The organism is Desulfogranum marinum (assembly GCF_963675105.2).
GTDB classification, from domain to species: Bacteria; Desulfobacterota; Desulfobulbia; order Desulfobulbales; family Desulfobulbaceae; genus Desulfogranum; species Desulfogranum marinum.
In genome coordinates this window covers 294,558-318,089 of the sequence record NZ_CAXXRO010000002.1, presented here as the reverse complement: position 1 = coordinate 318,089, position 23,532 = coordinate 294,558, and the positions used below count along the sequence as shown (strand labels likewise).

Sequence of the window (23,532 nt, the reverse complement as noted above, 5' to 3'; positions counted from 1 at the left end):
CCTGCCCCGAGTACATTGTTCTCAGACAGCGATATTAGAGCACGCCTTTTTCTTTCCAGAACTTGGTAGCGCCTGGATGCATCGGAGTAACGATGCCGTCAGCGCCTTTTTTAACGGCCATGGCCTTGAAGGTTTTCTTCTGAGCGACCATGTGTGCCAGGCCTTCGTCGGTGAAGATTGCTTTGAGCATGTTGTAAACGACGTCTTCTGGAACGTCTTTGTTGGCAACCCAAAGAGCCGAGTCCTGGAAGGATGGTACGTCGGCTTCAATACCTTTGTAGGTGCCGGCCGGCACTTTAATTTTGCCGAAGTAGGGATACTTGTCATAGAAACCGGAAGCAGTGGCATCGGCACCAAGATCAATCAACTCGATGTCGTTGGTCTGGGCAGCCATAATGATAGCGCCGGATGGGAAAGCGGTGAACAGCCAGAAAGCATCAAGTTGGTTATTGCCGAAAGCGGCAGCAGCATCGTTGTAGCCCATGGCGTTGCGCTCAACCTTGTCCCAAACGCCCATGTGGGTGAAGAAGAGCTCGCAGTTGGCGAAGGCTCCAGAACCAGCGTTACCGACGCCGACCTTTTTGCCGACCAGATCCTTGGTTGACTTGATACCGGATCCTTTTTTGACCACCAGTTGTGCCGGAGCACCATAAAGGAAAGCAACAGCCTGAACATTTTGGTACTTTTTCGTGTCGTTCTTCAGCAGGCCGTTAGCGCCAAGGTAAACATGGCCGGAGTAGACAGTGCCGAAGGCAACTTTGCCTTTGTCGACGTTACGCAAATTGGCGATCGAGCCACCTGACGACTGGGTTTTGATGGTGACTCCATCTTTGGCCAGATCTTTAATCGGCCCGTAAACCTGAACAGCGTTGGCGACGGTCTGAAAGGTACCACCGGCTGGGCCGCCACCAAAGACGTAAAGCTTGGCCATTGTTGGCATCGAGAAGACGAGGGTTGTTACGATAAGCAGGGTTGAAATTTTAACGATCTGTTTCATTTGTGACATCCTCCTAGCTTTGGGTTGTTGAGAGTGAGGCTTAACTGTGACATTTGTCACTGATAATAAACGATAGGGCATTATTTTGTAAACAAATCCTAACTCTTACAAATTCTTCTTCCAATCAATCATCAACTCTTTACAATCTATCTTCTTTTAGTTGTTATTTCAAATAAATATTTGATTACCACCAATCCTCAACAAGGGATAATTTGTACTTGGGAATTAGCGAAGTGTGAGCAGGAAAGAGGCTTGGAGGATTTGAACAAACTGCTAAGTGGAAAATATATTACGAGTAGCAGCAAGAAATGTCTCAAGAGGGGACAGAAAATAGTCGAAAATATTTCAGGTCAATAGTCTTTGTGGCATCTATTGGTCCGGCAAAGATGTGTTTCTTGCTCTTTCTTTAGCCCAATTGAAAGTTTAGACCTCTTGATTTGACGCTATAGCTCTTTTTCACCCCATTGGTCAGCAAACATGACCATTTATATCTCCCGGCGCAACTGCAATTAATCATCTGATCAGTGTCGTGAGCGAAGATGACAGCTGGACCTATTACATGGTGGTGTACATATCTACACTCACCCAGCTTCACCGAACAGACCGTAACTATGCCCGGTGGTGATCTTGTGGGCAAGTACTCACCAGTACGAATAAGCATTGTTCAGGACAAAGTAGAACTGTAAACAGCCCAAGCCTTTGGCTGGTCAATTTGAACTACCAGAAAAAGAATTCCTGCTATTAAAATTAACAAACGTCCCGTCACAGGCAGGTTTGGGGTAACCTCCATGCCCACCTCCCGCCTGTGCAAGACTCTACTGATGACAAGTTCCTATTACCCAGCTACCTGAGCGCCCATCTCCGCTGCATACTGGTCTGCATTCAACCCAGTCAGCAGATGAACGAGAGTATCATCAATGGGAACAATCGCCTCGACCCCTTTTTGCAACAGGGCTTGTTGATTGACTTTGGTGAAATCCTTGATACGTATTCTCAGCCTTGTCTGCGCACAGGCTTCAACCATCCCTACATTTTCCACGCCGCCGAGTGCACTCAGCCACTCGGCAACTTTCTGCGGCGCATTTTGATCTCGCAGTTTAGGTCGGACCGCATCCTCCTTGTAGGAGATTTCAGAGGGCATTTCTTGGTCTGTCAGCTCGGCATCCTCACCTGCTGTCTCAAGATACAGTAGCATATCGGTCATCAGGTTTTCCGACCTGGTCCCAAAAATGGCCTGGAGGCCTGTTCCTACAGTGACAACCCCTGCTGCTCCAAGTGCTTTTAACTTATCCGGGTTGGACTTGGTGATATCGTTTACTTCCACCCGCAGTCTGGTGATACAGGCATCAAGACTAACAATATTCGATTTACCGCCAAAGGCGAGGACCAGCTGCTTTGCCATAGTATCTGCGGCTACATTTCGCGCCTCATCCGCATCAGCCTCGGCGTCTTCCCTTCCCGGTGTTTTCAGATCCAACATGGTGATGGCCAGCCTAAATACCACATAATAGATACCGCCGAAAATCGGTCCCAGGATAAGGATCATCCAGGGCTTTATATTGATGGCATAAAACAAAAGATAGTCAATCAGACCATGAGAAAATGAATATCCCATGCGCACATCCAGCAGGTAGGTCACGACAAAAGCAACTGAGACCAGTACCGCATGAAACAGATAAAGCAGAGGTGCAAGAAACATGAAAGCAAACTCAAGGGGCTCGGTGATACCCGTGAGAAAGGAGGTAAGAGCGGCTGACAGCATAATACTCCCTGTCTTTACCTTGTTTTCAGATTTTGCCGTGTGATATATGGCAAGTGCTGCAGCAGGCAGACCAAACATCTTGAACACAAAACCACCAGCCAAGATTCCTGCCTGACGATCCCCTGCAAAAAATCGATTCAGAACTCCCCGTACGACCTCTCCGTCCGGAGTGGTGAAACTCCCCAGTTCAAAGAAAAAAGGGACATTCCAGATATGATGTAAACCAAAGGGAATCAGCAGCCGCTCCACGAACCCGTAGATCCCAACTGCCAGGGTGGTATTACCGGTCGAGGCAAACTCGGAAAACGCATCAATGCCATGTTGAACAGGGGGCCAGATAAAGCTGAGCACAACGCCAAGCAATATGGCTGCAAAGGAGGTGGCAATCGGCACAAATCGTTTGCCGGCAAAAAAGCCAAGATATGAAGGGAGGGATATACGATAGTATTTATTGAACAGAAAAGCAGCCAGGCCACCAACCAATATCCCACCAAATACACCGGTATCAATGGAGTCCATACCGAGTACGGATCGCGTCTCCAACCCAAGTAGACCTGCGGCTACCCCCATTGTCGCAACCATCACCGCATACCCTACCGCAGCCGATAATGCGGACACACCATCATTCTTTGTCAATCCCAGGGCAACGCCAATAGCAAACAAAAGGGCCAGGTTGCCGAAAATTGCACCCCCGGCGGCTGCCATCATGGAGTTGACAATTTCAGGAAAGATTGAAAATTCAGCGCTCCCCACGCCAAGAAGGATACCGGCTGCCGGTAAAATGGCAACCGGCAGCATAAGTGATTTTCCTATTTTCTGCAGAAAAGCGAACCCCTGATTCCACATACTCTTTATCATGCCATCACCTCGCATTTCCTACCAGTTCGCGCACCTCTGAACTGGAAACACAGTGGATACCATCCTCAGCCAACTTACGACAATCGCTCTCCGACCAGTTTCGAACTTCCGCCTTGATTGAAGGCAGGGCGGGTACGGATACTGAAAGTTCATCAACCCCCAGTCCGATAAGTATTGGTACGGCATCGGGATCAGAGGCCAGGCCACCGCAGACTCCAATCCACTTCCCCTGACTATGAGCCCCTTCTGCCGCCTGCCGGATCATTCTAAGGACAGATGGGTCCATACCATCCACCTTGGATGCAAGTTTAGGATGTCCCCGATCCATGGCCAGACAGTACTGGGTCAGGTCATTGGTACCGACCGAAAAGAAATCAACCTCTTTTGCAAACTGTTCAGCCATCACAGCGGTGGACGGAACTTCGACCATGATGCCGACCTCGATTGGCGCGACTCCGAGTTTTTCCCGCTCTACCTCCAACATCTGCCTGGCTTCGCGAAACTCTGGTATGGTTGCAATCATCGGAAACATGATCCGTATCTTGCCATACGCTCCGGCTCGCAGGATTGCCCGGGCCTGGACCCGGAAAATTTCAGGCCGCTCCAGTCCGATACGGATACCTCGTTGCCCGAGAAAGGGGTTTTCCTCAACCGGCATGGGCAGGTATGGAAGTGGCTTGTCGCCGCCCACATCCAGGGTCCGAACAATAAGGGGGCGACCTTCAAGAGCAAGCAGGACATCCCTATACACCTCATACTGCTCGTCCTCGGTCGGTGCAGTGGTTCTCTTAAGAAATAAAAACTCCGAGCGGAGAAGTCCGACCCCTTCCCCGCCAAGGGTTATCGATTCCCTCGCCTCTTCAACCCCACCGATATTGGCGACAACCTCCATCCTCTTCCCATCGGTGGTGACTGCCGCTTCACCTGCCGCCGCAAGATCCTTTTCCTTCTGCTCCTGCATAGCCGCCTGTTCTTCAAGGGTTTGCCGGATCAACTCATCTGAAGGGTTGATCCTCAGCGTTCCTTTACCGCCATTGAGAATGAGCGGGGTCCCGTCTTGTATCTCAAGTGCCTCGGCCTCGATCCCGGCCACGGCAGCTATATCAAGGGACCGGGCCAGGATGGCGACATGCGAAGTTGCACCTCCAGTGGTCGTGCAGAACCCCTTGACCTTTGTTGTGTCTATGGTAGCGGTAAACGATGGGGTCAGTTCTTCGGCTACCAGTATGGCTACATCAGGCAGCTGCAACTCTTCAGGCTCTTTACCGGTTAGTATCCGCAACACCCTTTTTCCCACATCACGAAGATCATTCGCCCTGCCGGCAAGGATCTCGTTTTGCAATACGGCCAGCTGGTCAGCAAGAGTGGTATACGCATTCTGCCAGGCATACTCCGCGCTTTTTCCCTTTGCTGTCAGGCTCCTCGCGATATCCAGCAGGTCCGGATCATCAAGTATCTCCCGATGGGCAGCAAAGATTGCTGCCTTGGCCCCATCTGATTGCTTATGCAGGTTTATTTGTAGCGCCTCAAGATAGTTTTTCGCCTCTTCTATTGCGTTGTCAAGACGGACATTTTCGTGATGGGCATCATCGGCCTCTTCCTCAAAATCAAAGACCTCTTCACGCACCCTGACAGCTTTACCCACAGCAATCCCAGGTGCTGCTGCAACACCGAGCAAGAGATTCGGATCACCGCTTTTGGGCCCTGTTACTATGGTCTGGTCTTCAGATAGTTCCATGGATGCAGGTACGGAGACGGGAGTTGTCCCCTCATCGCCAAGGCCACCTGCGATCTGTGGCAATATCTCTGCCACGGCAGACTCCGAGTCTGGGCCAATAGCTCTTAGCTGGATTTTGTCGAGATGGGCGACGTTCAGTTTCATGATGCCAACTACGGACTTGGCATTGACACGCTCCTCTCCTTTTATCAACTCGATTCTGGCATCAAACTTTTTGGCCAGAGCGGCAAGCACCGCTGCTGGCCGGGCATGGAGACCGGTTGGGTTTGGTACAACCAATGCCTCTGACAGCACCTCCAGGCCGGACTCTTGTTCTCCATCGCCTGTATCTCTCTTCAGGGTCACCGTCATCAGATCGGTAACAGCATGCTCAGCCAGACCATTTGTCTTAACGACATCGGCAACAAGCTCACCATTTGTGAGAATAACCTGGGTAAGAAGGCTTTTGGCGCTGGTCGCCACAAGATCCATGTCTATCGAGATCAACTCATCCCCCTGCTTTACCTCCTGCCCCTCTTTGACATGAGCAGTAAAGCCCTTACCCTTCAAGGCAACGGTATCGATACCGATATGCATCATTACCTCCAGGCCGGTCTGGTGGGTTATGGTGACCGCATGACAGGCACTGTGCACTTGAGTGACCGTGCCGCCAAAGGGAGCGACCAGGACGTTGTTGACAGGGTCAATCGATATTCCGTCTCCAACCATTTTCTGCGAAAATACCGGGTCAGGAACCTGCTCGATCGGGTATATCACTCCGGATATTGGTGATTTTACAATGACTTTATCCATGTTTCTCTTCCTTTACTGGTTGAGGATAACTAGAGGTTGACATTGAGTTTAAGGCCCAGCACAGTCACATTGGAAAAATCTTTGGAACCATTGGGATTCAAAATATATTGGATAGAAGGCATCAGTTCCAGGCCATACCCGAGAACCATATTATAGGTAAGTTCAACAAGGGTCTCGTTGCCTCTTTCCTTTTCACCAACGAAATCATGTGTATAGGTATTGAAATCCGAGTGTTCAGCGTAGGTTAGCATTAACCCTAGCTTGTCCCTGTCCCTGGTCGGAATCAACCCCCTATAGATACAGCCGGCAGTAATACTCATCGGAAGCGCTGATATTTCATCATCCGTGTTGAAAACTATTGACCCGAAAGCCGCAAGGCCCTGGTCATCAGCACTTTCCTCGCGGTAGAGCATCCAGTCGCTAAGTACCCAGAAAGATGTCTGTCCTTCAGAAATTTCATCGGAATCAAAGGCCTGAAAATCACCGGTATGATGATTCACCCCTATCTTGACGACATCGTCGACCCCTGCTTGAGCATCTCGATGAAAATAAAACTGGAGTTCAGCAGCTATGGCCATTCCATTTTCGCCCAGGGTCCAGTCCCAGCCATTCTTGTCCTGCTCAGTCCAGCCTCCGTCAAACACACCGGCCTTTATCTGCACCTTTTCTCCAATCTTATAACCGGCATGAACACCTGCGGTGGCATCTGGGTAGGCGTTGAGAGAATACGGGGTGAAGACCCCTTTGGGGCTACCGCATATCGCGTTGTTCATGAAATTGCAGTACAGATCCGAACGGAGGAAAAGATCATTCATCACCAGTCGCCCGTAATCCAGAGACAGGTCCTCGGTAAACAGGGTTGTGAATTGAAAATTGACAAGCTTAGTGGTCTGACCGCCAAAAGCCTCCTGGCTTTTGTTGTAATATTCGCCGTAGATGTACCGCCCATCTTCAGTTGCAGCCGGAACTACATAATCTTCAGACAGGTTATCCCCACTCCTGCTTGAGTATTTTGCCAGGAATCGGGTCTTGGGCAGACTGATTAATTTGGTGAGATCCAGCTTGAGCTCGGCATTAATGTTGTGCAGGTAGGTGCTCTCCTGCTCAAAGCCTCCGGAAACAGAAGCGGCAGGCTCAGCCGTGTAACTGAGACCGATATGGACCCCTGCCTCATTGAGTTTAGTCCGTTTCCCGCCCCAGTCACCAGTCAGGTATTGTTGGGTTGAGTAAAGTTCACCACCATGAACAGTGGGTGCGAATAAGAAAAGTAAAGCAAAACAGATTTGGCAGCTCGAACAAAGATTCCGCATTCTGACCTCCCTTTGGATGAAAAGCCCCAAAAATGTGAGTCGCCGAATATCGTTCCTTTCTAGAATCTATCTTTAAATATCATTATTGCCTGCAGGGTACATATTCAACGCAAAAACATTTTGAGGTAATAAATAAAAGGCTGACTGTGGCTACGCTAGATTTTCAAAAGGTAACAAAGAGGTATCCCGACGACACCCTGGCGCTCAAAGATTTCGACCTGAAAATAAGCGATGGAGAACTTATCGTCCTGATTGCACCATCAGGGTACGGCAAGTCAACAGCACTCCGCTTACTGGTCGGACTTGAAAGTGTGACCGATGGAAAAATCCTGATCAACGGCAACGTGTCGCCATGGGACGGGCCCTTGTAAGGAATCCAACGGTTTTTCTTTTGAACGAACCCTTGTCAAACCTTGACGCGAAACAGCGTGCGCAGATCATGGCTGAAATCTCCCTGTTACAAAGAAAACTGGGCAAAACAACCTTGTATGTCACCCATGATCAAGTCGAAGCCATGACTCTTGGTTCGATCAGCCACTAACCAACAATTCAGTCTTAAACGGCAATTCTCTTAGTCGCACACCGGTTGCTTTAAACACAGCATTGGAAACTGCTGGGGCTACCGAGGGTAGCACTGGTTCACCAATGCCTCCTGCCTTCAGGTTGTTGCTTGCTATATGTACCTCAATTTCAGGTACCTCGGACATGGTCAGCACAGGGTATTCATCATAATTTGCTGTCTTGACCCCGCCATTATCAAAATGAACCTCTTCATGAAACGCCAGGCTTAACCCCATAACTACTCCGGCTTCAGCCTGAGCTTTAATTGCATCAGGATAAACGGCTGTTCCACAGTCCACAGCACATATCACTTTATGGACCGCTATTTTCCCTCGATTGTCCACAGAAACTTCAGCTATATGAGCAACAATAGACTCAAAACAGAATGTCAGGGCCACCCCTCTTGCCCTTCCTTGGGTAACCGGACTATTCCATGCACCTTTTTCAGCGAGAAGTGACAACAATTTATAAGGGCGAGAACCTTTCTCCATGTGCTCCAGGCGAAATTGGAGCGGATCTTTTCCAGATTTATGGGCCAGCTCATCTATAAAAGATTCTACTGTGAATACATTGACAGAATACCCTACAGACCTCCACCAACCGACAGGTATAGGCACCCCTTGCAACATGACATAGTTTACAAGCTGATTAGGGATAGAATATGGCATATCCCTGATGCCACTAATGGCATCAGGATCTATTCCATCCTCTACGTATTGGGGCATCACCCTAGACATAACTGAAGGGGCGGCAACTTTATGTATCCATGCGACTACCCTGCCCTCTTTATCGAGCCCAGCTTTTATTCGACATTGACTGCCTGGGCGAAAATAGTCATTGGCAAAGTCGTCTTCACGACTCCAGATTACTTTCACAGGCCTGCCTAAAGCCTGAGAAAGTATTACCGAATCAACAACCGGATCAGGTTCCCCACGCAAACCAAAACCACCACCAGCAAAAGTGGTCATCACCTCTACTTTTTCAGGTGGCAGCCCGGTAATCTTGGAGGCTGTCATCTGGGCAACTGTTTGCCCTTGCGTTGGCACCCATAGCCGACAACGCTCTTTTTCCACATGAGCTGTGCAGTTTATTGGTTCAACCTGAGCGTGTGAGATATACGGTAGCTTATAGGATTCTTCTACAGTTTTGTGAGCTTGAGCAAAAGCTTCTTCAGCATCTCCGCTTTCTTTGCCAACCGCACCAGGTTGCTCAAGATGTTTTACAAACAAGGCATCCAGGTATTCATCATTCAAATCTGGATGGGAGCCTTCCGACCACTTAATATTGAGAGCATCTCGCCCCTGCATAGCCGCATAGGTCGTTTCTGCGCATACCGCAATCTTATCATCAATGGGGATGACCTTAACCACCCCCTTGACAGCCATGGCAGCCTGTTCATTGTAGGATTGGGGGCTTGCACCGTAAGCAATAGGACGAGCTACCACTGCTATGCACATTTCAGGCAAGGTAAAATCGATACCGTAAACGGTTTTCCCCTTTACCTTATCCGGTATATCTAGTCGCTGCTTGGATATACCTATTATTTTGTACTTTCCAGCATCTTTCAGCTGAGAATTTTCAGGAATTTTCCTTTTTCCTGCCGTTTCTACGAGTTCTCCATAGGAGAAGCTGCGTCCGTCAGGGTGAAAGACTTTGGATTCTTTTGCCGTGCATTTCTCCGCAGAAACGCCCCACTTCTCTGCTGCAGCCTCAACAAGCATCTGACGGGCTGTTGCACCTACTTGGCGTAGCATATCCCAGCGGTGACGAATGCTCGTACTACCTCCGGTTAACTGGACATGCCACAGAGGGTCTTTAAACGGTTCTGCAGCAAGCGCCATTTTCACTCCAATATTTTCCCATGCAGCATCCAGTTCATCGGCGATAATCATAGGGATACCGGTATGCGTCCCCTGACCAAGATTGGTCTGCCCCATCCAGATTATTATCGAGTCATCTTTTGCGATTTCGAGAAAAGCATGAGGTTTAAATGTCAGTTCTGAACCTGCTCTAACAAAAGACACATTGCAGAGCTCGAAAGAATTTGAGAGTAACGTTACACCAATAACAAGGCTGCTTTGCTGCAAAAAGGTCCTTCTTGTTATATCGATAGTCATGATTTCACACCCGCAGTTGAGGTCATTCCTGCAGCAAGCTTTATTGCCTGCTTCATCCGCGGATGGGAGCCGCATCGGCAAATTACATCATCTAGAGCTTCATTGATCTGCTCACCAGACGGATCAGGCACCCTGGAGAGAAAGTCAACAGTCTGCAGCATGACACCTGGTTGACAATACCCACATTGGGGCACTTGCTTTTCAATCCATGCAATCTTGACAGGATGATCATCAGCGATGCCTTCAATTGTAAGAATTTTGCTCCCAACGACTTCCTCTACAGTGATTGAACAGGACCGGACAGCCTCACCATCTATAAGCACCGTACAGATACCGCACTCAGCAATCCCACATGCATACTTGACGCTTGTAATCCCCAAGCTATCACGCAGTACCCACAGCAACGGGGTATCGGGGTCCACATCAACCTTACTGACCTCTCCATTTACATGTAACGAAATCATATGTCCTCCATAGCTGCATTTTAGTTTCAATCTATATCGCTATACCTTGGAAACACTGTTAATATAATTTCAACAAGATGGTAATTCAGACCAACCGACGTGGTAGAGTTGCCCCCTCATACTCCTTGCTAAATTTTTGATACCGTTTACCGGCACCTTTGGTGAATATTGTAAAAATTTACAACTTCATTTATTAATGCTCAACACGTTGAAATTGTTTACAATTGTACAGACACCCATGATGTTCATAAAAAATTCGGGCTAAAGCTGATAGTATAAGATGTTTGACCTGTCAGTTGTCAGATGATAACTTAACCTGATACTTGAGGTTTCCAAATCAAGTACTCTTGCTACAGGATAAAAACAGGCAAAGGCGGACAAGAGCAGTACTTTATTTCTCAAAGAACGTGCCGAGGTTGCCCAGCATTGAACCTTCTCCCTTGCTTTCACCACCAGCCGATGGTGCGTTGGCGATGATACGATCCGCCATTCTGGAAAACGGCAGGCCTTGTAACCACACGGCTCCATGGCCCTGTAAGGTGGCAAGGAATAACCCTTCACCGCCGAAGAACATTGATTTCAGGTTGCCGGCTCGCTCAATACTGTAATCAATACCGGTTGAAAAACCGACCAGGCAACCGGTATCCACTAGTAATTTATCGCCTCGGAGTTCTTTTTTCACGACGGTGCCACCGGCATGGATAAATGCCATACCGTCGCCTACCAACTTCTGAAGGATGAAGCCTTCACCACCAAAGAACCCCGCCCCCAGTTTCTGGTTGAACGCAATACTGATCTCAGTGCCAAGGGCAGCGCACAAAAACGCATCTTTCTGGCATAAGAGTTCCCCGCCCTCAATGGTGCCTAGATCAATGGGAATAATTTTCCCCGGGTAAGGCGCTGCAAAAGCAACCCGCTTCTTCCCACCACCATTATTTGTAAAGTGGGTCATGAAAATGGATTCGCCGGTGAGAACTCGTTTGCCGACGCCTTTAAGCAGCCCCATAATCCCGCTTTCCGACTCCGACCCATCGCCCATTTTTGCTGCAAAACCGATACCGTCTTCCATGTAGTTCATGGCGCCTGCTTCCGCGATGACTGTTTCCCCCGGATCAAGCTCCACCTCAATTATCTGGATATCATTACCAATGATTTCATAATCTATTTCATGACTGCGCATGGTTGTTCCTCTTGCTTTAATAGGCAGTAATTATTTGTACTTTCTATGATATAAAAGAGGGTAACACTTGTCAATTGATCCACTGTGATATAGTGGACTATCGGCAACCGAAACCGTTTTGCCAATTAAGCCCGCTAGCCTCTTCCTGTTAATTCATACATATCCATGTAATCCCGCCACCCCCTGCATGTCCCCTACTCTCAGCTTTCTTGACAAAACACACAATGTCTGTAAGTATACCCGCGTAAAAGAACTAACTTTTAAAGAACTAACTTTAATTTTTGTGGAGTTTGTTGTGTCCTCTTCATCCAGGGCCAAGTTGTCGCCTAAGAAAAAAATTGCAGACCGGATCAAAAATGACTTAAAGCAGGCCGTATTAGACGGGGTGTATAAATCGGGTGACAAGCTCTCTCCTGAAGTTGAAATTGCCAGGCAGTACAGGGTAAGCAAGGTATCAGTCCGGGAGGCTTTACATGAGCTGGAGAGTGAAGGGCTGATTGTCAAAAAAAGAGGGATTTTTGGCGGCAGCTTCATTGCTGAACCTGGCGTGGAGAAGATGGTGAACGTTGTCACCAACGCTTTTTTGTTTGGTGGAGTGACTGTAACTGATCTCGCCGAATTCAGACAGATTCTTGAACCAGGACTTGCCAGGCTTGCTGCAGCACGGAGGACTGAAAATGATCTCGTCGCCATGGAAGAATATATTGCGGCAATTCATCACTCCATAGAAAAGGGTGAACCGAACCAGACAAAGGCTATAGGCTTTCATAAGTTAATAGCCGATGCCTGCCACAACCGCTTTATCAGTAGCTTAATGGCCGCTCTTGTCCACGTCTTTCAACAGGTTCTTGACAAAGAACCAGACATGGAAACAGCCAGAAAGGATATCCGATTTAACGAATTATTCTACGAGCACATCAAGGCCCGCGATGGAGAAAAAGCAGAGTTGGTTATGAAAAAACACTTTGATGCGCTCGAGCAAATAATCAGGCAGAGAAGAAAAAATGGTGAAACGATCTCTTGATCGGCAGGCTGGCATAGGAAACAGGCAGAAATGACATATCCAAGCATATATCCAACAGGAACAACTGTTTACAATTCTTCAAAGTGCTATAACGGGTACACAGTATTTCAGGCCAAAGAGCTGGGTGCTCTGGTCGTTGATATGAATGGGGGTGAGGTAAAATTATGGCGTGGTCTCCATGGATTTCCGAACAAGCTCCTCCCCGGAGGACAGGTTCTGGGGCATACCGGAGAACGTTCGACCCTTTATGGCATGCAGGACTATCGTGATCTCATCCAGGTTGATTGGGATGGCAATGTGGTCTGGAAATTTAACAAGTATGAGTTCATTGAGGACCCCGGCGAGGAGCCGCAATGGATGGCCAGGGTTCACCATGACTACCAACGCGACGGTAACCCTGTCGGCTACTATGTGCCGGGAATGGAACCGCAGACTGAGCAGGGCAACACCATGTTGCTCGGTCATAAAAATACCAGGTGCCAGGCTATCAGCGATAAAAATCTCCTTGATGACACTGTCTATGAGGTTTCCTGGAATGGTGAAATCCTGTGGGAATGGGTCTGTAGTGATCACTTCGATGAGTTTGATTTTCGCGAAGATGCACGCACTGCCCTTTCACGAGACCCGAATATGCGACCGTGTGGGGGAGGCATGGGCGATTGGATGCACCTCAACTCCATGTCGCTACTGGGGCCTAATAAATGGTTTGATGCCGGCGACACCCGTTTTCATCCAGACAACATCATAGTGGATGGCCGGGAAACCAATATTATTTTCATTGTCAGCAAGGAGACAGGGGACGTTGTCTGGAAGGTCGGCCCCTACTATGACGACACTCCCGAAAAAGAACTTGAGTGGATAATCGGCCAGCATCACGCTCATATGATTCCCAGAGGACTTCCAGGGGAAGGCAATATTCTGGTATATGACAATGGTGGCTGGGCCGGATATGGCGGCTGTCATCCAGCTAGCCCCACCGGCACCAAGAATGTTCTTCGAGATTACTCCAGGGTTCTTGAATTTGATCCAATTTCATTGAAAATTGTTTGGCAATACACACCACATGAGGCTGGGCTGGTACATCCTACCGACTCCAACCGCTTGTATAGTCCTTTTATAAGCGCTGCGCAAAGATTACCCAATGGCAACACCCTTATCACTGAAGGAAGTGGTGGTCGAATTGTCGAGATAACGGCAACCCATGAGCTTGTATGGGAATATATCTCACCCTACTGGGGAAAGCACTTCAACATGAATATGGTGTATAGAGCCTATCGCTACCCCTACGGATATATCCCCCAGGTTGAGGTGCCCCTCCAAGTCGACATCAAGCCCATTGATGTGGTTGACTTCAGGGTAGAAGGGGCAAGCCCGAGAGGAGCTAGATCAGAGAGCGTGGTAGAAGGCGTTGTTCCCTACCAGACGTCTTCGGCTCTCTGCGTTCTCTCTGACACCGATGATGGCAACTAGTATTGTGCCTTACTTATGGCAAATTGCAGATAATGAACAATTCAGGAGAAAATAGATGAAACAGTTACTTTCTATTGTTGTGCTGGCGTGCATTATGGTTTTACCCTCTCTGGGCCACAGTCAAGAGTGGTCCCCAAAGGGTTCTATTACGCTTCAGATCGGCTTTGGTGCAGGTGGCTCGACAGATATCATGGGCCGGCTGGTTGCCGCTAAAATTGAAGAGAATACCGGATGGAATGTGGTGGTAGAAAACAAACCTGGCGGTGGAGGAATTGCCATGTTCTCTTCACTTATGCGAGAAAAGGCGGATGGCCAGACCTTAGGTCTTGGCGTGAGTATGCCTATTTTTCTTAACCTGGCTTCCCGAGGCGATAAAATCCCTTTCAATATCGATACCTTTGATTATCTCGCCACCATCATGCGCGGAGAGATTGGTATGGTCGCAAAAGCTGATGCACCGTACAACACCCTTGAAGAACTCATTGCTTACGGTAAAAAACAAAAAGGTGGGATTGCCGTTGCATTTGATGCCAAACCCCAGCAATTGGTACTGGAACCTGTCGCCAAAAACGCAGGAGTCAAATTCAAATTCGTTAAGCATAAGAGTGGTGCGGAACAGGTGCAAAGTCTTCTCGGCGGTCATGTCGATATTGCCTGCACAGCCGGGGAACATGTTAAATATATCGAGAGCGGTGATTTAAAAATGATCGCTTCAATGAGTAAGGACAGACAAGCCTGCTCTCCTGATTCGAAAACATTGATTGAAAACGGTTTTGACTTGTACCTGGAGCCCTATTTCTACATCGCAGCTCCAAAGGGCTTACCTGAAAATGTTAAAGCTACCCTGGCAAAAGCGTTCGATGAAGCGATCAATTCAGAAACAGTCAAGAACAGCCTTTTGAATTCGATGCAGGCCAATGCGTATAATCTTGGTCCTGAAGGAACATACACAATGATGAGCCAGGGAGCTGTTGATATCAAAGCGCTTGTTAAGGCGGCAAAGACGCCGTAGCAACACAAGAGGGTGTAGTATTTATGCACAATCGCATATCAGGTATTTTTGTTGCGCTTTTTGGAATTGCTTTGCTCTTTTTTGTAATTCCCTACCAGACAGAAGCTGTTGATTATGGGTGGTTAAAGCCTGCCACCCTCCCCTCAATTGCTGCTGTTATCATTACCCTCTCGGGTATCCTCCATGCTGTTTGCCCGCGGGGTAGGATAGAGTTTAGGCTCAGTTCAGCTCTCAGGGCCCTCCTCTTTTTTTGTATCGGCATTCTCGGCCTATGTATGATGACAATTAATTACATGATGGCCGCCCCTATACTAATGCTGGTGCTAATGTGGGTTATCGGAGAACGACGATGGAAATGGCTCTTTACTGGAATCGCCCTGTTGCCCGCATGTATCTGGTTCTGCATAGACTTTCTGCTCAAAAGACCTCTTCCCTGACCTCCACGCTACTTACCAGTTAAAAACATCAGAGAAGCAATATTTTGTAGTCCAAACTTGACCAGCTAGGTTAACCCAAGACAAAGAACACGCTCGATGATTGATACACATACTATTCTGACAGGCTTTGCAGACGCACTCACCCTGCATAACCTGTTTTTTGTCTGGTTCGGGATTATTGTCGGCCAACTCGTTGGTGCCATACCAGGAATTGGCCCAGTGATGGCGATGGCCATTGCTATTCCGTTCACATTTACGTTGAACCCATTACCAGCTATCGGCTTTCTGATGGGGGTCAGTAAAGGTGGGCTTGTTGGCGGTGCTATTCCAGCAATCCTCATGAACACTCCAGGCACACCGGATGCAGCCGCCACAACGTTAGACGGCTATCCCATGACCAAAAAAGGAAAACCTGAAAAAGCGACCAAAATAGCTCTTTACTCTTCGGTAACCGGTGATGCCTTTAGTGATATTATTCTCATAACCGTGGCACCCTTCATTGCTGTGGTTGCCTTGAAAATGGGACCGATCGAAATTTTTGCCCTAATGGTTTTCGCTTTTTCTATTATCGCCGGGCTGGTGGGTGATTCCATGGCCAAAGGAATAGTATCTGCCGGGCTTGGTCTGCTCTGCGCAACGGTGGGGCTTGACCCGGAAAACAGTACTCCACGGTTTATCTTTGGTTATTTTGAATTATATGATGGCATTCCTTTGGTCTCAATGGCTTTGGGCATGTTGGCCGTTGCCGAAATTCTGAGAAGAATGGCACGTATCCGGGGCACGATCAAATCTGCCATTGTTATTCCTAAAGCTCAAAAAAAAGCGGATCGAGGAGTCAGTTTTGTAGAGTTCTGGGCATGTAAATATACAATACTCAGAGGGTCGGTTATAGGAACCATACTTGGAGCTATTCCCGGCCTTGATTCATCTGCAGCTTCTTTTTTGAGCTATGCAACAGCAAAGCAGGCTTCAGCAGATCCCAAGAGCTTTGGCAAAGGAAACATACATGGTGTAGCAGCAACAGAATCTGCAAACTCAGCTGTCGCCGGTGCGAATTTGATCCCACTGCTCACCTTAGGAATACCTGGTAATCTTGCTGCAGCCCTTATTATCAGTGCATTGATGATCCACGGTATTCAACCGGGACCACTTCTTTTTCAGGAACAGGGGCAGCTGATTTATGGGTTGTTCGGCACGCTTCTCATGGCAAATTTCCTCAACCTGGTTTCAGGGTTACTGGGGCTTCGTCTCTGGGCCCGCGTTATCCAAGCACCTGAGTCTATAATATTTCCAGCGGCCCTTTTACTCTGCATGACCGGGGTCTACCTCGCAACGGGTGGCCTGTTTGGTGTTGCGGTGATGTTTGTTTTTGCCCTCCTGGGGTACCTGATGAGTTCCTTCGGGTACTCAGTGATAGTGTTTGTGATAGCTTTTTTTCTTGGTGAGCGGTTTGAGCTATCTCTATCACAGTCCCTTAATATCATAGATGGCGATCTGACTATTCTCCTATCCCACCCGGTAGCCTTACTTTTGTTTATTTTAGCAATAGTTTCTGCTATATGGTTTGGGTTAAAATCCAAGGGTAAGCCTGAATAACTTATCTCCCACCGAGGGAAAGCAGCTGAGTCGTTTCAACTGTCTCTGCAGATTTATGAGCTGAAAATTGAAGCCTATCAAGACATTTTCACCACTCTTCCTTTGCCCGACGGACGAAACAACCTGAAAGGCGGCGTCTGGCAAAATTTGAAACGAATCTGGCCAATATCGAAACGAAAACCAACATTCCAAATCGAACAAGATCTATACAGCACACTCCCTGCTCCCTTCGAAAATCCCGCTGAGCATCAATATTTGATTGGGTGACTTGCCAAGGGGTATTCGCATCCACTTTCTACAAACCATGAAATAACACGGGGAATGCGGCCTGCCCCAGTCATTTATCTTTGTACAAGAGCATCTTTTCAAAATATCCTTAATATCGATCGGCACCGGAGCAGGCCTGATTTTGATTGAAAAAACGCATTTTACAAGACACTCTTAAAAAATCATTTATTGATTGGAGCAATTATAACCACCTGCAAACAAGCCACAGAGGAGAATACGGCTACCCAGCCGTCTTAATGCTATCACTATGATACGACAGGAATCTACTGCACTCAGAGCCGTACCCTCCTACTGTATCTTTTTATTTTGCCGCTGCTTTTAGTGCAAATTAACCGAAGAAAGATTATAAATATTATTAATTTGACACGTTGCACAAACATCCGAACCATGACGAGGCGAGAGCATGAAACGTTTTAAAAATATTCTTTATGTCGTAGACACTGAACCATCACCCGAGGAAGCGAATGTTTCGGATAAAGTGGCAAACTTAGCCAAACTCAATAATGCCCGGGTCACCTTAGCTGGAATCTCTGATGAGCATCCATTGCTTGAACAATTCAATAAACTTTTGTCCGCAAAATTTGAAAAACTTGAGAACCAGTTAACCGCTCAAAAGATGAGTGCAATTCAAGAGCTCCTCTCAACCGATAGATGGAAAGGTCTTGAAGTGGAGAGTTGTTTTTTACACGGTAAAGATTTTGTTTCAATTATCCAAAAAGTTTTACAAGATAAGCATGACCTGGTCATAAAAAAACGCACCACAGCTGAAGATGAAGATGCCTTGGCTATGCGCCTTTTTCGGAAATGCCCTTGCCCGGTATGGATAATTGATGGCAGTCAATCGACTGATTTTAAGAAGGTGCTCGGGGCGATCGATGTAAACTCCAATGAAAATGAAACAAAACAGCTTAATAAAAAAATCATTGAACTGACAAGCTCTCTTGCGCAACGTGAAAGTGGAGAAGCTCACTACCTTCATGCCTGGGAACTCCCACACGAGGTGATGCTCAGGAGCCCCCGTTTTAATGTAGCGGAGCAAGAGCTTGTGCAAATGAAACAAGACCTTGCTGCTACTCTTGAAGAAACGTTTCAAAAAACTTTAGCCGAAGCCGGCGTAGCCGGCCCCCCCGGTCATGTGCACCTGGAAGAAGGGGAAGTCAGCAAGGTGATCCAGTACGTAATGGATTCACTGGAGATAGATGTACTTATTATGGGGAGTATCGCCCGCTCAGGTATACCCGGCCTCTTAATAGGAAACAGTGCGGAAAAGATATTGACGGAAACAAAATGTAGTGTTTTAGCAGTCAAACCTGACGGCTTCATCTCACCTGTCACGGAGTGAAAACATGAAAGATCTCCACAGAAAAGATGACCGTGTCCTTTGGGCATTAAAAAAGATCATTCATTTATGCCTGAAAGCACTCAGCCTTTTAATGACAATTATCATCTTTTTAGGCGTGATTGATGTGGCATGGATGATTTATCAAAAAATCATTGCTCCCCCTGCCTTTGTGTTAAGTATAAGTGACATTTTAGCAACTTTCGGAGCATTCATGGTCGTCTTAATCGCCATAGAAATTTTCCAAAATATCATTCTCTACCTAAGGGATAACGTTATACATGTAAAAATTGTCCTTGCTACCGCACTCATGGCTATTGCCAGAAAAGTCATTATTTTAGATTTTGACGAGTTGTCACCTATGTATGTATTGGGCACGGCAGCGGTATTGCTTGCAACTGGAATAACGTACTACGTTGTCCATAAAATACCTGATTCCAGTCACCAGGAATCGTGAAAAAAACGTAACTGTACAGCGAAGACAACCAGGACCGGGCCTCTGCCGGGGTGAAGTTGACCAGCCACATAAGCAGTGCTTTTATTACCCCAGCCGCTCCTGCAGCCAGGCTGAAATATGACCGATCTGCTGCGGACAAACATTATGCTCCATCGGGTAGGTTCTATACTGGACCTTGTAGCCTAGAGCAGTGAGTTCTTCCGCCGCCTTTATGCCCAAAGGCTCAGGGACCACTGGATCCAGGGTACCATGCTGAATCTCGATGGGAATATTTGCGTTTGCCGGATTTCGCTCAATAGTCTCACTGGTGGCAAAATAGGTGGACATTGCCAACAGACCGCCCAGTGGTTCCGGGTAGGTCAAGGCCAACTGATAGGCAACCGCTCCCCCCTGGGAAAACCCAGCCAACAAAATCCGCTCACTGGCAATTCCGCGCTCAATTTCGGCGTCAACAAAACCTCTTACCTTTTCGGCAGAGGCCATCAACTGCGTCGTATCGACTTTCCTGTTGATATCCATCTCAAAAATGTCAAACCAGGCAGGCATCACATATCCGCCATTGACGGTTACTGGAATTTTTGGCGCATGGGGAAAAATAAATTTAATTTTCAATTCCGGAGGAAGACGCAATTCCGGGACAATTGGCGCGAAATCATTACCATCAGCACCAAGACCGTGCAGCCATATAATTGCTGCATCAGGGTTAGGATCGGTAGTTTGCTCTATGGCTGGTAAGAGGGACATGGTGTAATTCTCCTTGAATATATATCTAAAGGTGTCACGTGGATGATTATGCATCGTCTTCCAAGCGATATTTTCGTTGATTAAGCAAGCGCTGCAGTTCCATATCGGCTGCATCTCGCCGCTCTCCCACTTTTCGAGCTGGATTACCTGCCCAGATCTCCCAAGGCTGAGGATTTTTTGTTAAAACAGATCCAGCCCCTACTACAACCCCATCTGGTATATGGGTCACTTGGTAGAGAATTATAGACCCATCATGAATCCAGACGTCACTGCCTATTTTCTTGTCCTGCCAGATGACGCCATGCTCCTCTTCTAATTCCAACAAAGGTCTTTTACCCAGATGGATGTGGTCATGCGTGTACACCCTTACTCTGGCCCCGATATTGGACCATGCCCCCACCTGGATGGAGCCGGTACAATCCAACAGAGCAAAACGGCTGATCATCACATTGGTCTCTCTTTCCGGAGATTGAAAGACCTCGGGCGTGAAAATCAATCTGCCGGCATGAATATGCTTGTGAGGAAGCCTGACAGCCACCTGCAGAGCTTTGTCCAATTGCTGTTTGGTAAGGGTGGTAGAACGATACTCCATTATGAACGAGTGTCCCAATTATTGCTGCAGAGAACGATTGACAATCTCTGCCACATCTCCTGACAAGGTCGGTGTATCCTGCAGGCGCTTGAGTTGTTGTTTGATCAACTCCTGCCTGGCCACATCATATCGACGCCACTGGGTCAAAGGAGTCGCCAACCGGGCGGCAATCTGCGGGTTTAATGGGTCGAGAGTAAGGATTATATCACCAAGAAAAGCATAACCTTTGCCTTCTGCAGCGTGAAATTGGGCGTGGTTGGCACTACAAAAGGCTCCTATCAATGAGCGTACCTTGTTAGGATTCTTGAGGCTGAATACTTCATGCTCCATCAGGTTACGAACACGCTCCAGTGTTCCCGGTAAAATGCAGGTCGCCTGCAGGATGAGCCACTTATCCATGACCAGGGGATCCTGATGCCATTTGTTATAAAAATCGGCCAACAGCGTATCTCCCTGCTCCCGGTCAGCATTAACCACGCTTTGCAGGGCTGCCATGGTATCGGTCATATTATCACTTGTGTTATACTGCTCCAGCCCAGTATTGATGGCGCCATCCGTCTTGTTTGCCAGGAGATAACCGAGACAACAATTTTTCAAGGCTCTTTCGCCAACCTGCCGGGTCTCATATTGATACGGGTTATCTGTTTGCAAGGATTTATATCGTTTTTCAAACAGCGGCGCGAGTTCCCTGGCAATCTGCTCCCGAAATTGGTTACGCACACTAAAGACAATCACCGGATCAACGACCTCCAGTTGCTGGCTGATCCAATTTTCTGACGGCAAAATCAAGGCCATAGCAAGCAAGGCTGGATCACTTACGGTATCTTCCAAGAGTGCCTTTATCCCTTCGATAAGTATCGGAGCGACGCTTACCTTTTTTTCCGGACTATACTCGTCAATCTGCTCCAAAATACAAGCAAGACTGAGTTCCTGGGCAGCATCCCAACGATTAAAAGGATCAGGATCATGGGCCATGAGAAAGGCCAGCTCTTTGGGCGAGCGTTGAAAATCAACCAGTACCGGAGCTGAAAAATTCCGTAAAAAAGAGAGCACAGGTTCCTGCTCCAGGCCAGTAAAAACTAAATCCTGTTTTTCCTTGGACAGCGGCAGCACAACGGTTCCTGCTTCATCGGCCAATTCACCGGACGCTGCCTGCGGAGTGAGTACCTTCCCCTGCTTATCAAGCAGTCCGATACATAGCGGCATGAAAAAAGGTTTTTTCTCTGTAGCTTCCGGAGTAGGAGGACAGGACTGTTCCACATGGACTGTAAATTGTTTTTTCGCGTCATCAAAGGAAGTGGTAACCTCCAGCTTGGGAGTACCAGCCTGGCTATACCAGTTTTTAAACTGACCGAGATCAAAGCTATTGGCATCTTCCATGGCCTGCACAAAATCATCACAGGTTACGGCTTGTCCATCGTGGCGTTCAAAATAGAGATCCATACCCTTTCTAAACCCCTGGGTACCGAGTAAAGTATGCATCATGCGGATAACTTCTGCGCCTTTGTTATACACAGTGAGGGTATAAAAATTATTAATCTCCACAAAAGAAGCCGGTCTCACCGGATGAGCCATGGGGCCGCCATCTTCCCTGAACTGGAGAGAACGGATGATATTAACATCCTGAATCCGCTTGACTGCCCGTGAACCCATGTCTGAAGAAAACTCCTGATCCCTGAAAACCGTCAGCCCTTCCTTAAGGCTTAATTGAAACCAGTCTCTGCAGGTAATTCTATTGCCGGTCCAGTTATGAAAATATTCGTGGCCGATAACCCCTTCAATACCATCAAAGTCATTATCGGTCGCTGTTTCGGGGGTAGCCAAAACATACTTGGAGTTAAAGACGTTCAAGCCTTTATTTTCCATGGCTCCCATATTGAAATCATCCACCGCAACAATCATGAAGGTATCAAGATCGTATTCTCGACCAAAGACCTGCTCATCCCACTGCATGGACTTTTTCAGCGACGCCATTGCATGAGCGCATTTTTCCTTATTTCTCTCTTCAACAAAAATACGTAATTCTATTGTACGTCCGCTCACAGTTGTAAATTCATCATCAATGCTGACCAGGTTGCCGGCTACCAGAGCAAAAAGATACGATGGTTTTTTAAAAGGGTCGTTCCAGGTAGCAAAATGTCGGCCGTCCTCAAGAGTGCCTGATTCAATCAGGTTCCCGTTAGACAGCAACACAGGGCAGGTCGTTTTATCTGCAACAATTGTTGTGGTAAACACGCTCATCACGTCGGGACGATCGGGAAAACAGGTAATCCGTCGAAATCCTTCTGCCTCGCACTGGGTACAGTAATTCCCGGAAGAAAGATACAACCCTTCAAGAGCGGTGTTGGCAGAAGGATTGATAAGGGTGGTAATTTCAATAGTGAAGACCTTGTCCGGCACCTCACAAATCTCCAATATCCCGTCGCTAAAGGTATATTCCCCTTCCTTTAATGTACTCCCTTCCAGCACTACTTTTTCAAGTGTCAAGTGCTCGCCGTTGAGTCGCAACGGCTGGTTTGCATCAGAATTAGGTCGGCAGATCAACGTGGAGTGTACCCTGGTCTGCTGAGGATCAAGTTCGAACCGGAGATGCACCTCGTCAAGCAGATGCGGTGGAACGGTGTAATCTTTGAGAAAAATTTCTTTTTGAGCGATTGTCATAAAAACATCCTGTATATTAAAAAAAGTATCGTAACTATTCGGCCAAAATTATAAATTATTATCGATAGATGATGATCACTTTTTCATAAAAAGGCAATGATTAGTAGGGAACTATCTGGTATCAATACCATAT

At 47.6% G+C, this 23,532-nt stretch carries 17 protein-coding genes and 1 pseudogene; 8 read left to right on the top strand and 10 right to left on the bottom strand.

Annotated elements, in window-relative coordinates; translation table 11 throughout:
• Window positions 1–34: 34 nt before the first annotated feature.
• The 4 genes from ACHZCY_RS02160 to ACHZCY_RS02145 all read right to left on the bottom strand — a co-directional run bounded on the left by ACHZCY_RS02160 (window position 35) and on the right by ACHZCY_RS02145 (window position 7,457).
• Window positions 35–997, bottom strand: coding sequence for a TAXI family TRAP transporter solute-binding subunit (locus ACHZCY_RS02160; protein ID WP_319547683.1), 963 nt, complete (start codon window positions 995–997; stop codon window positions 35–37).
• Between the two features lie 835 nt (window positions 998–1,832).
• A complete protein-coding gene (gene ptsG, locus ACHZCY_RS02155) occupies window positions 1,833–3,617 on the bottom strand; it encodes a PTS glucose transporter subunit IIBC (protein WP_319547682.1) in 1,785 nt (594 codons plus the stop codon).
• 4 nt (window positions 3,618–3,621) lie between these two features.
• Window positions 3,622–6,147: a phosphoenolpyruvate--protein phosphotransferase gene (gene ptsP / locus ACHZCY_RS02150; protein WP_319547681.1), complete on the bottom strand. Its 2,526-nt coding sequence runs from the start codon at window positions 6,145–6,147 to the stop codon at window positions 3,622–3,624.
• Window positions 6,148–6,176: 29 nt separating this feature from the next.
• Window positions 6,177–7,457, bottom strand: coding sequence for a carbohydrate porin (locus ACHZCY_RS02145; RefSeq protein ID WP_319547680.1), 1,281 nt, complete (start codon window positions 7,455–7,457; stop codon window positions 6,177–6,179).
• A 146-nt stretch (window positions 7,458–7,603) separates the two neighbouring features.
• On the opposite strand from ACHZCY_RS02145, the pseudogene ACHZCY_RS02140 reads away from it, so the two are divergent.
• Window positions 7,604–7,983, top strand: a pseudogene (locus ACHZCY_RS02140) (ATP-binding cassette domain-containing protein); the annotation flags it as partial.
• A gap of 4 nt (window positions 7,984–7,987) precedes the next feature.
• On the opposite strand, the gene ACHZCY_RS02135 reads toward ACHZCY_RS02140, so the two are convergent.
• The 3 genes from ACHZCY_RS02135 to ACHZCY_RS02125 form a co-directional block, all read right to left on the bottom strand.
• Window positions 7,988–10,135: a xanthine dehydrogenase family protein molybdopterin-binding subunit gene (locus tag ACHZCY_RS02135; protein ID WP_319547678.1), complete on the bottom strand. Its 2,148-nt coding sequence runs from the start codon at window positions 10,133–10,135 to the stop codon at window positions 7,988–7,990.
• Window positions 10,132–10,599: a (2Fe-2S)-binding protein gene (locus ACHZCY_RS02130; protein WP_319547677.1), complete on the bottom strand. Its 468-nt coding sequence runs from the start codon at window positions 10,597–10,599 to the stop codon at window positions 10,132–10,134. The genes ACHZCY_RS02135 and ACHZCY_RS02130 overlap by 4 nt, the downstream gene beginning before the upstream one ends.
• Before the next feature lie 391 nt (window positions 10,600–10,990).
• On the bottom strand, window positions 10,991–11,779 hold the full coding sequence (locus ACHZCY_RS02125) for a TIGR00266 family protein (RefSeq protein WP_205223210.1): 789 nt from the start codon (window positions 11,777–11,779) through the stop codon (window positions 10,991–10,993).
• A 295-nt stretch (window positions 11,780–12,074) separates the two neighbouring features.
• Between ACHZCY_RS02125 and ACHZCY_RS02120 the strand changes: the two genes are divergently transcribed.
• From ACHZCY_RS02120 to ACHZCY_RS02090, 7 genes are all read left to right on the top strand, one after another.
• Window positions 12,075–12,803 carry a FadR/GntR family transcriptional regulator gene (locus tag ACHZCY_RS02120; RefSeq protein ID WP_319547676.1) on the top strand — a complete coding sequence of 243 codons (729 nt, stop codon included), beginning with the start codon at window positions 12,075–12,077 and terminating at the stop codon, window positions 12,801–12,803.
• Window positions 12,804–12,833: 30 nt separating this feature from the next.
• Entirely contained in the window at window positions 12,834–14,273 is a 1,440-nt protein-coding gene (locus tag ACHZCY_RS02115; RefSeq protein ID WP_319547675.1) for an aryl-sulfate sulfotransferase, read from the top strand.
• Between the two features lie 55 nt (window positions 14,274–14,328).
• Window positions 14,329–15,285: a tripartite tricarboxylate transporter substrate binding protein gene (locus tag ACHZCY_RS02110; protein ID WP_319547674.1), complete on the top strand. Its 957-nt coding sequence runs from the start codon at window positions 14,329–14,331 to the stop codon at window positions 15,283–15,285.
• 23 nt (window positions 15,286–15,308) lie between these two features.
• Window positions 15,309–15,722 carry a tripartite tricarboxylate transporter TctB family protein gene (locus ACHZCY_RS02105; protein ID WP_205223206.1) on the top strand — a complete coding sequence of 138 codons (414 nt, stop codon included), beginning with the start codon at window positions 15,309–15,311 and terminating at the stop codon, window positions 15,720–15,722.
• A gap of 96 nt (window positions 15,723–15,818) precedes the next feature.
• Window positions 15,819–17,318, top strand: coding sequence for a tripartite tricarboxylate transporter permease (locus ACHZCY_RS02100; protein ID WP_319547673.1), 1,500 nt, complete (start codon window positions 15,819–15,821; stop codon window positions 17,316–17,318).
• A 691-nt stretch (window positions 17,319–18,009) separates the two neighbouring features.
• Window positions 18,010–18,948 carry a universal stress protein gene (locus ACHZCY_RS02095; protein WP_319547672.1) on the top strand — a complete coding sequence of 313 codons (939 nt, stop codon included), beginning with the start codon at window positions 18,010–18,012 and terminating at the stop codon, window positions 18,946–18,948.
• Between the two features lie 4 nt (window positions 18,949–18,952).
• Window positions 18,953–19,402, top strand: coding sequence for a phosphate-starvation-inducible PsiE family protein (locus tag ACHZCY_RS02090; RefSeq protein WP_319547671.1), 450 nt, complete (start codon window positions 18,953–18,955; stop codon window positions 19,400–19,402).
• An 84-nt stretch (window positions 19,403–19,486) separates the two neighbouring features.
• Here ACHZCY_RS02090 and ACHZCY_RS02085 read toward each other — a convergent pair whose 3' ends face one another.
• From ACHZCY_RS02085 to pepN, 3 genes are read right to left on the bottom strand one after another with little or no spacing between them, the layout of a single operon-like run.
• Complete coding sequence (locus ACHZCY_RS02085; RefSeq protein ID WP_319547670.1) at window positions 19,487–20,146, bottom strand: alpha/beta hydrolase; 660 nt, start codon at window positions 20,144–20,146, stop codon at window positions 19,487–19,489.
• Between the two features lie 46 nt (window positions 20,147–20,192).
• On the bottom strand, window positions 20,193–20,738 hold the full coding sequence (locus tag ACHZCY_RS02080) for an acyltransferase (RefSeq protein ID WP_319547669.1): 546 nt from the start codon (window positions 20,736–20,738) through the stop codon (window positions 20,193–20,195).
• Window positions 20,739–20,756: 18 nt separating this feature from the next.
• Complete coding sequence (pepN, locus tag ACHZCY_RS02075) at window positions 20,757–23,399, bottom strand: aminopeptidase N (RefSeq protein ID WP_319547668.1); 2,643 nt, start codon at window positions 23,397–23,399, stop codon at window positions 20,757–20,759.
• Window positions 23,400–23,532 lie beyond the last annotated feature (133 nt).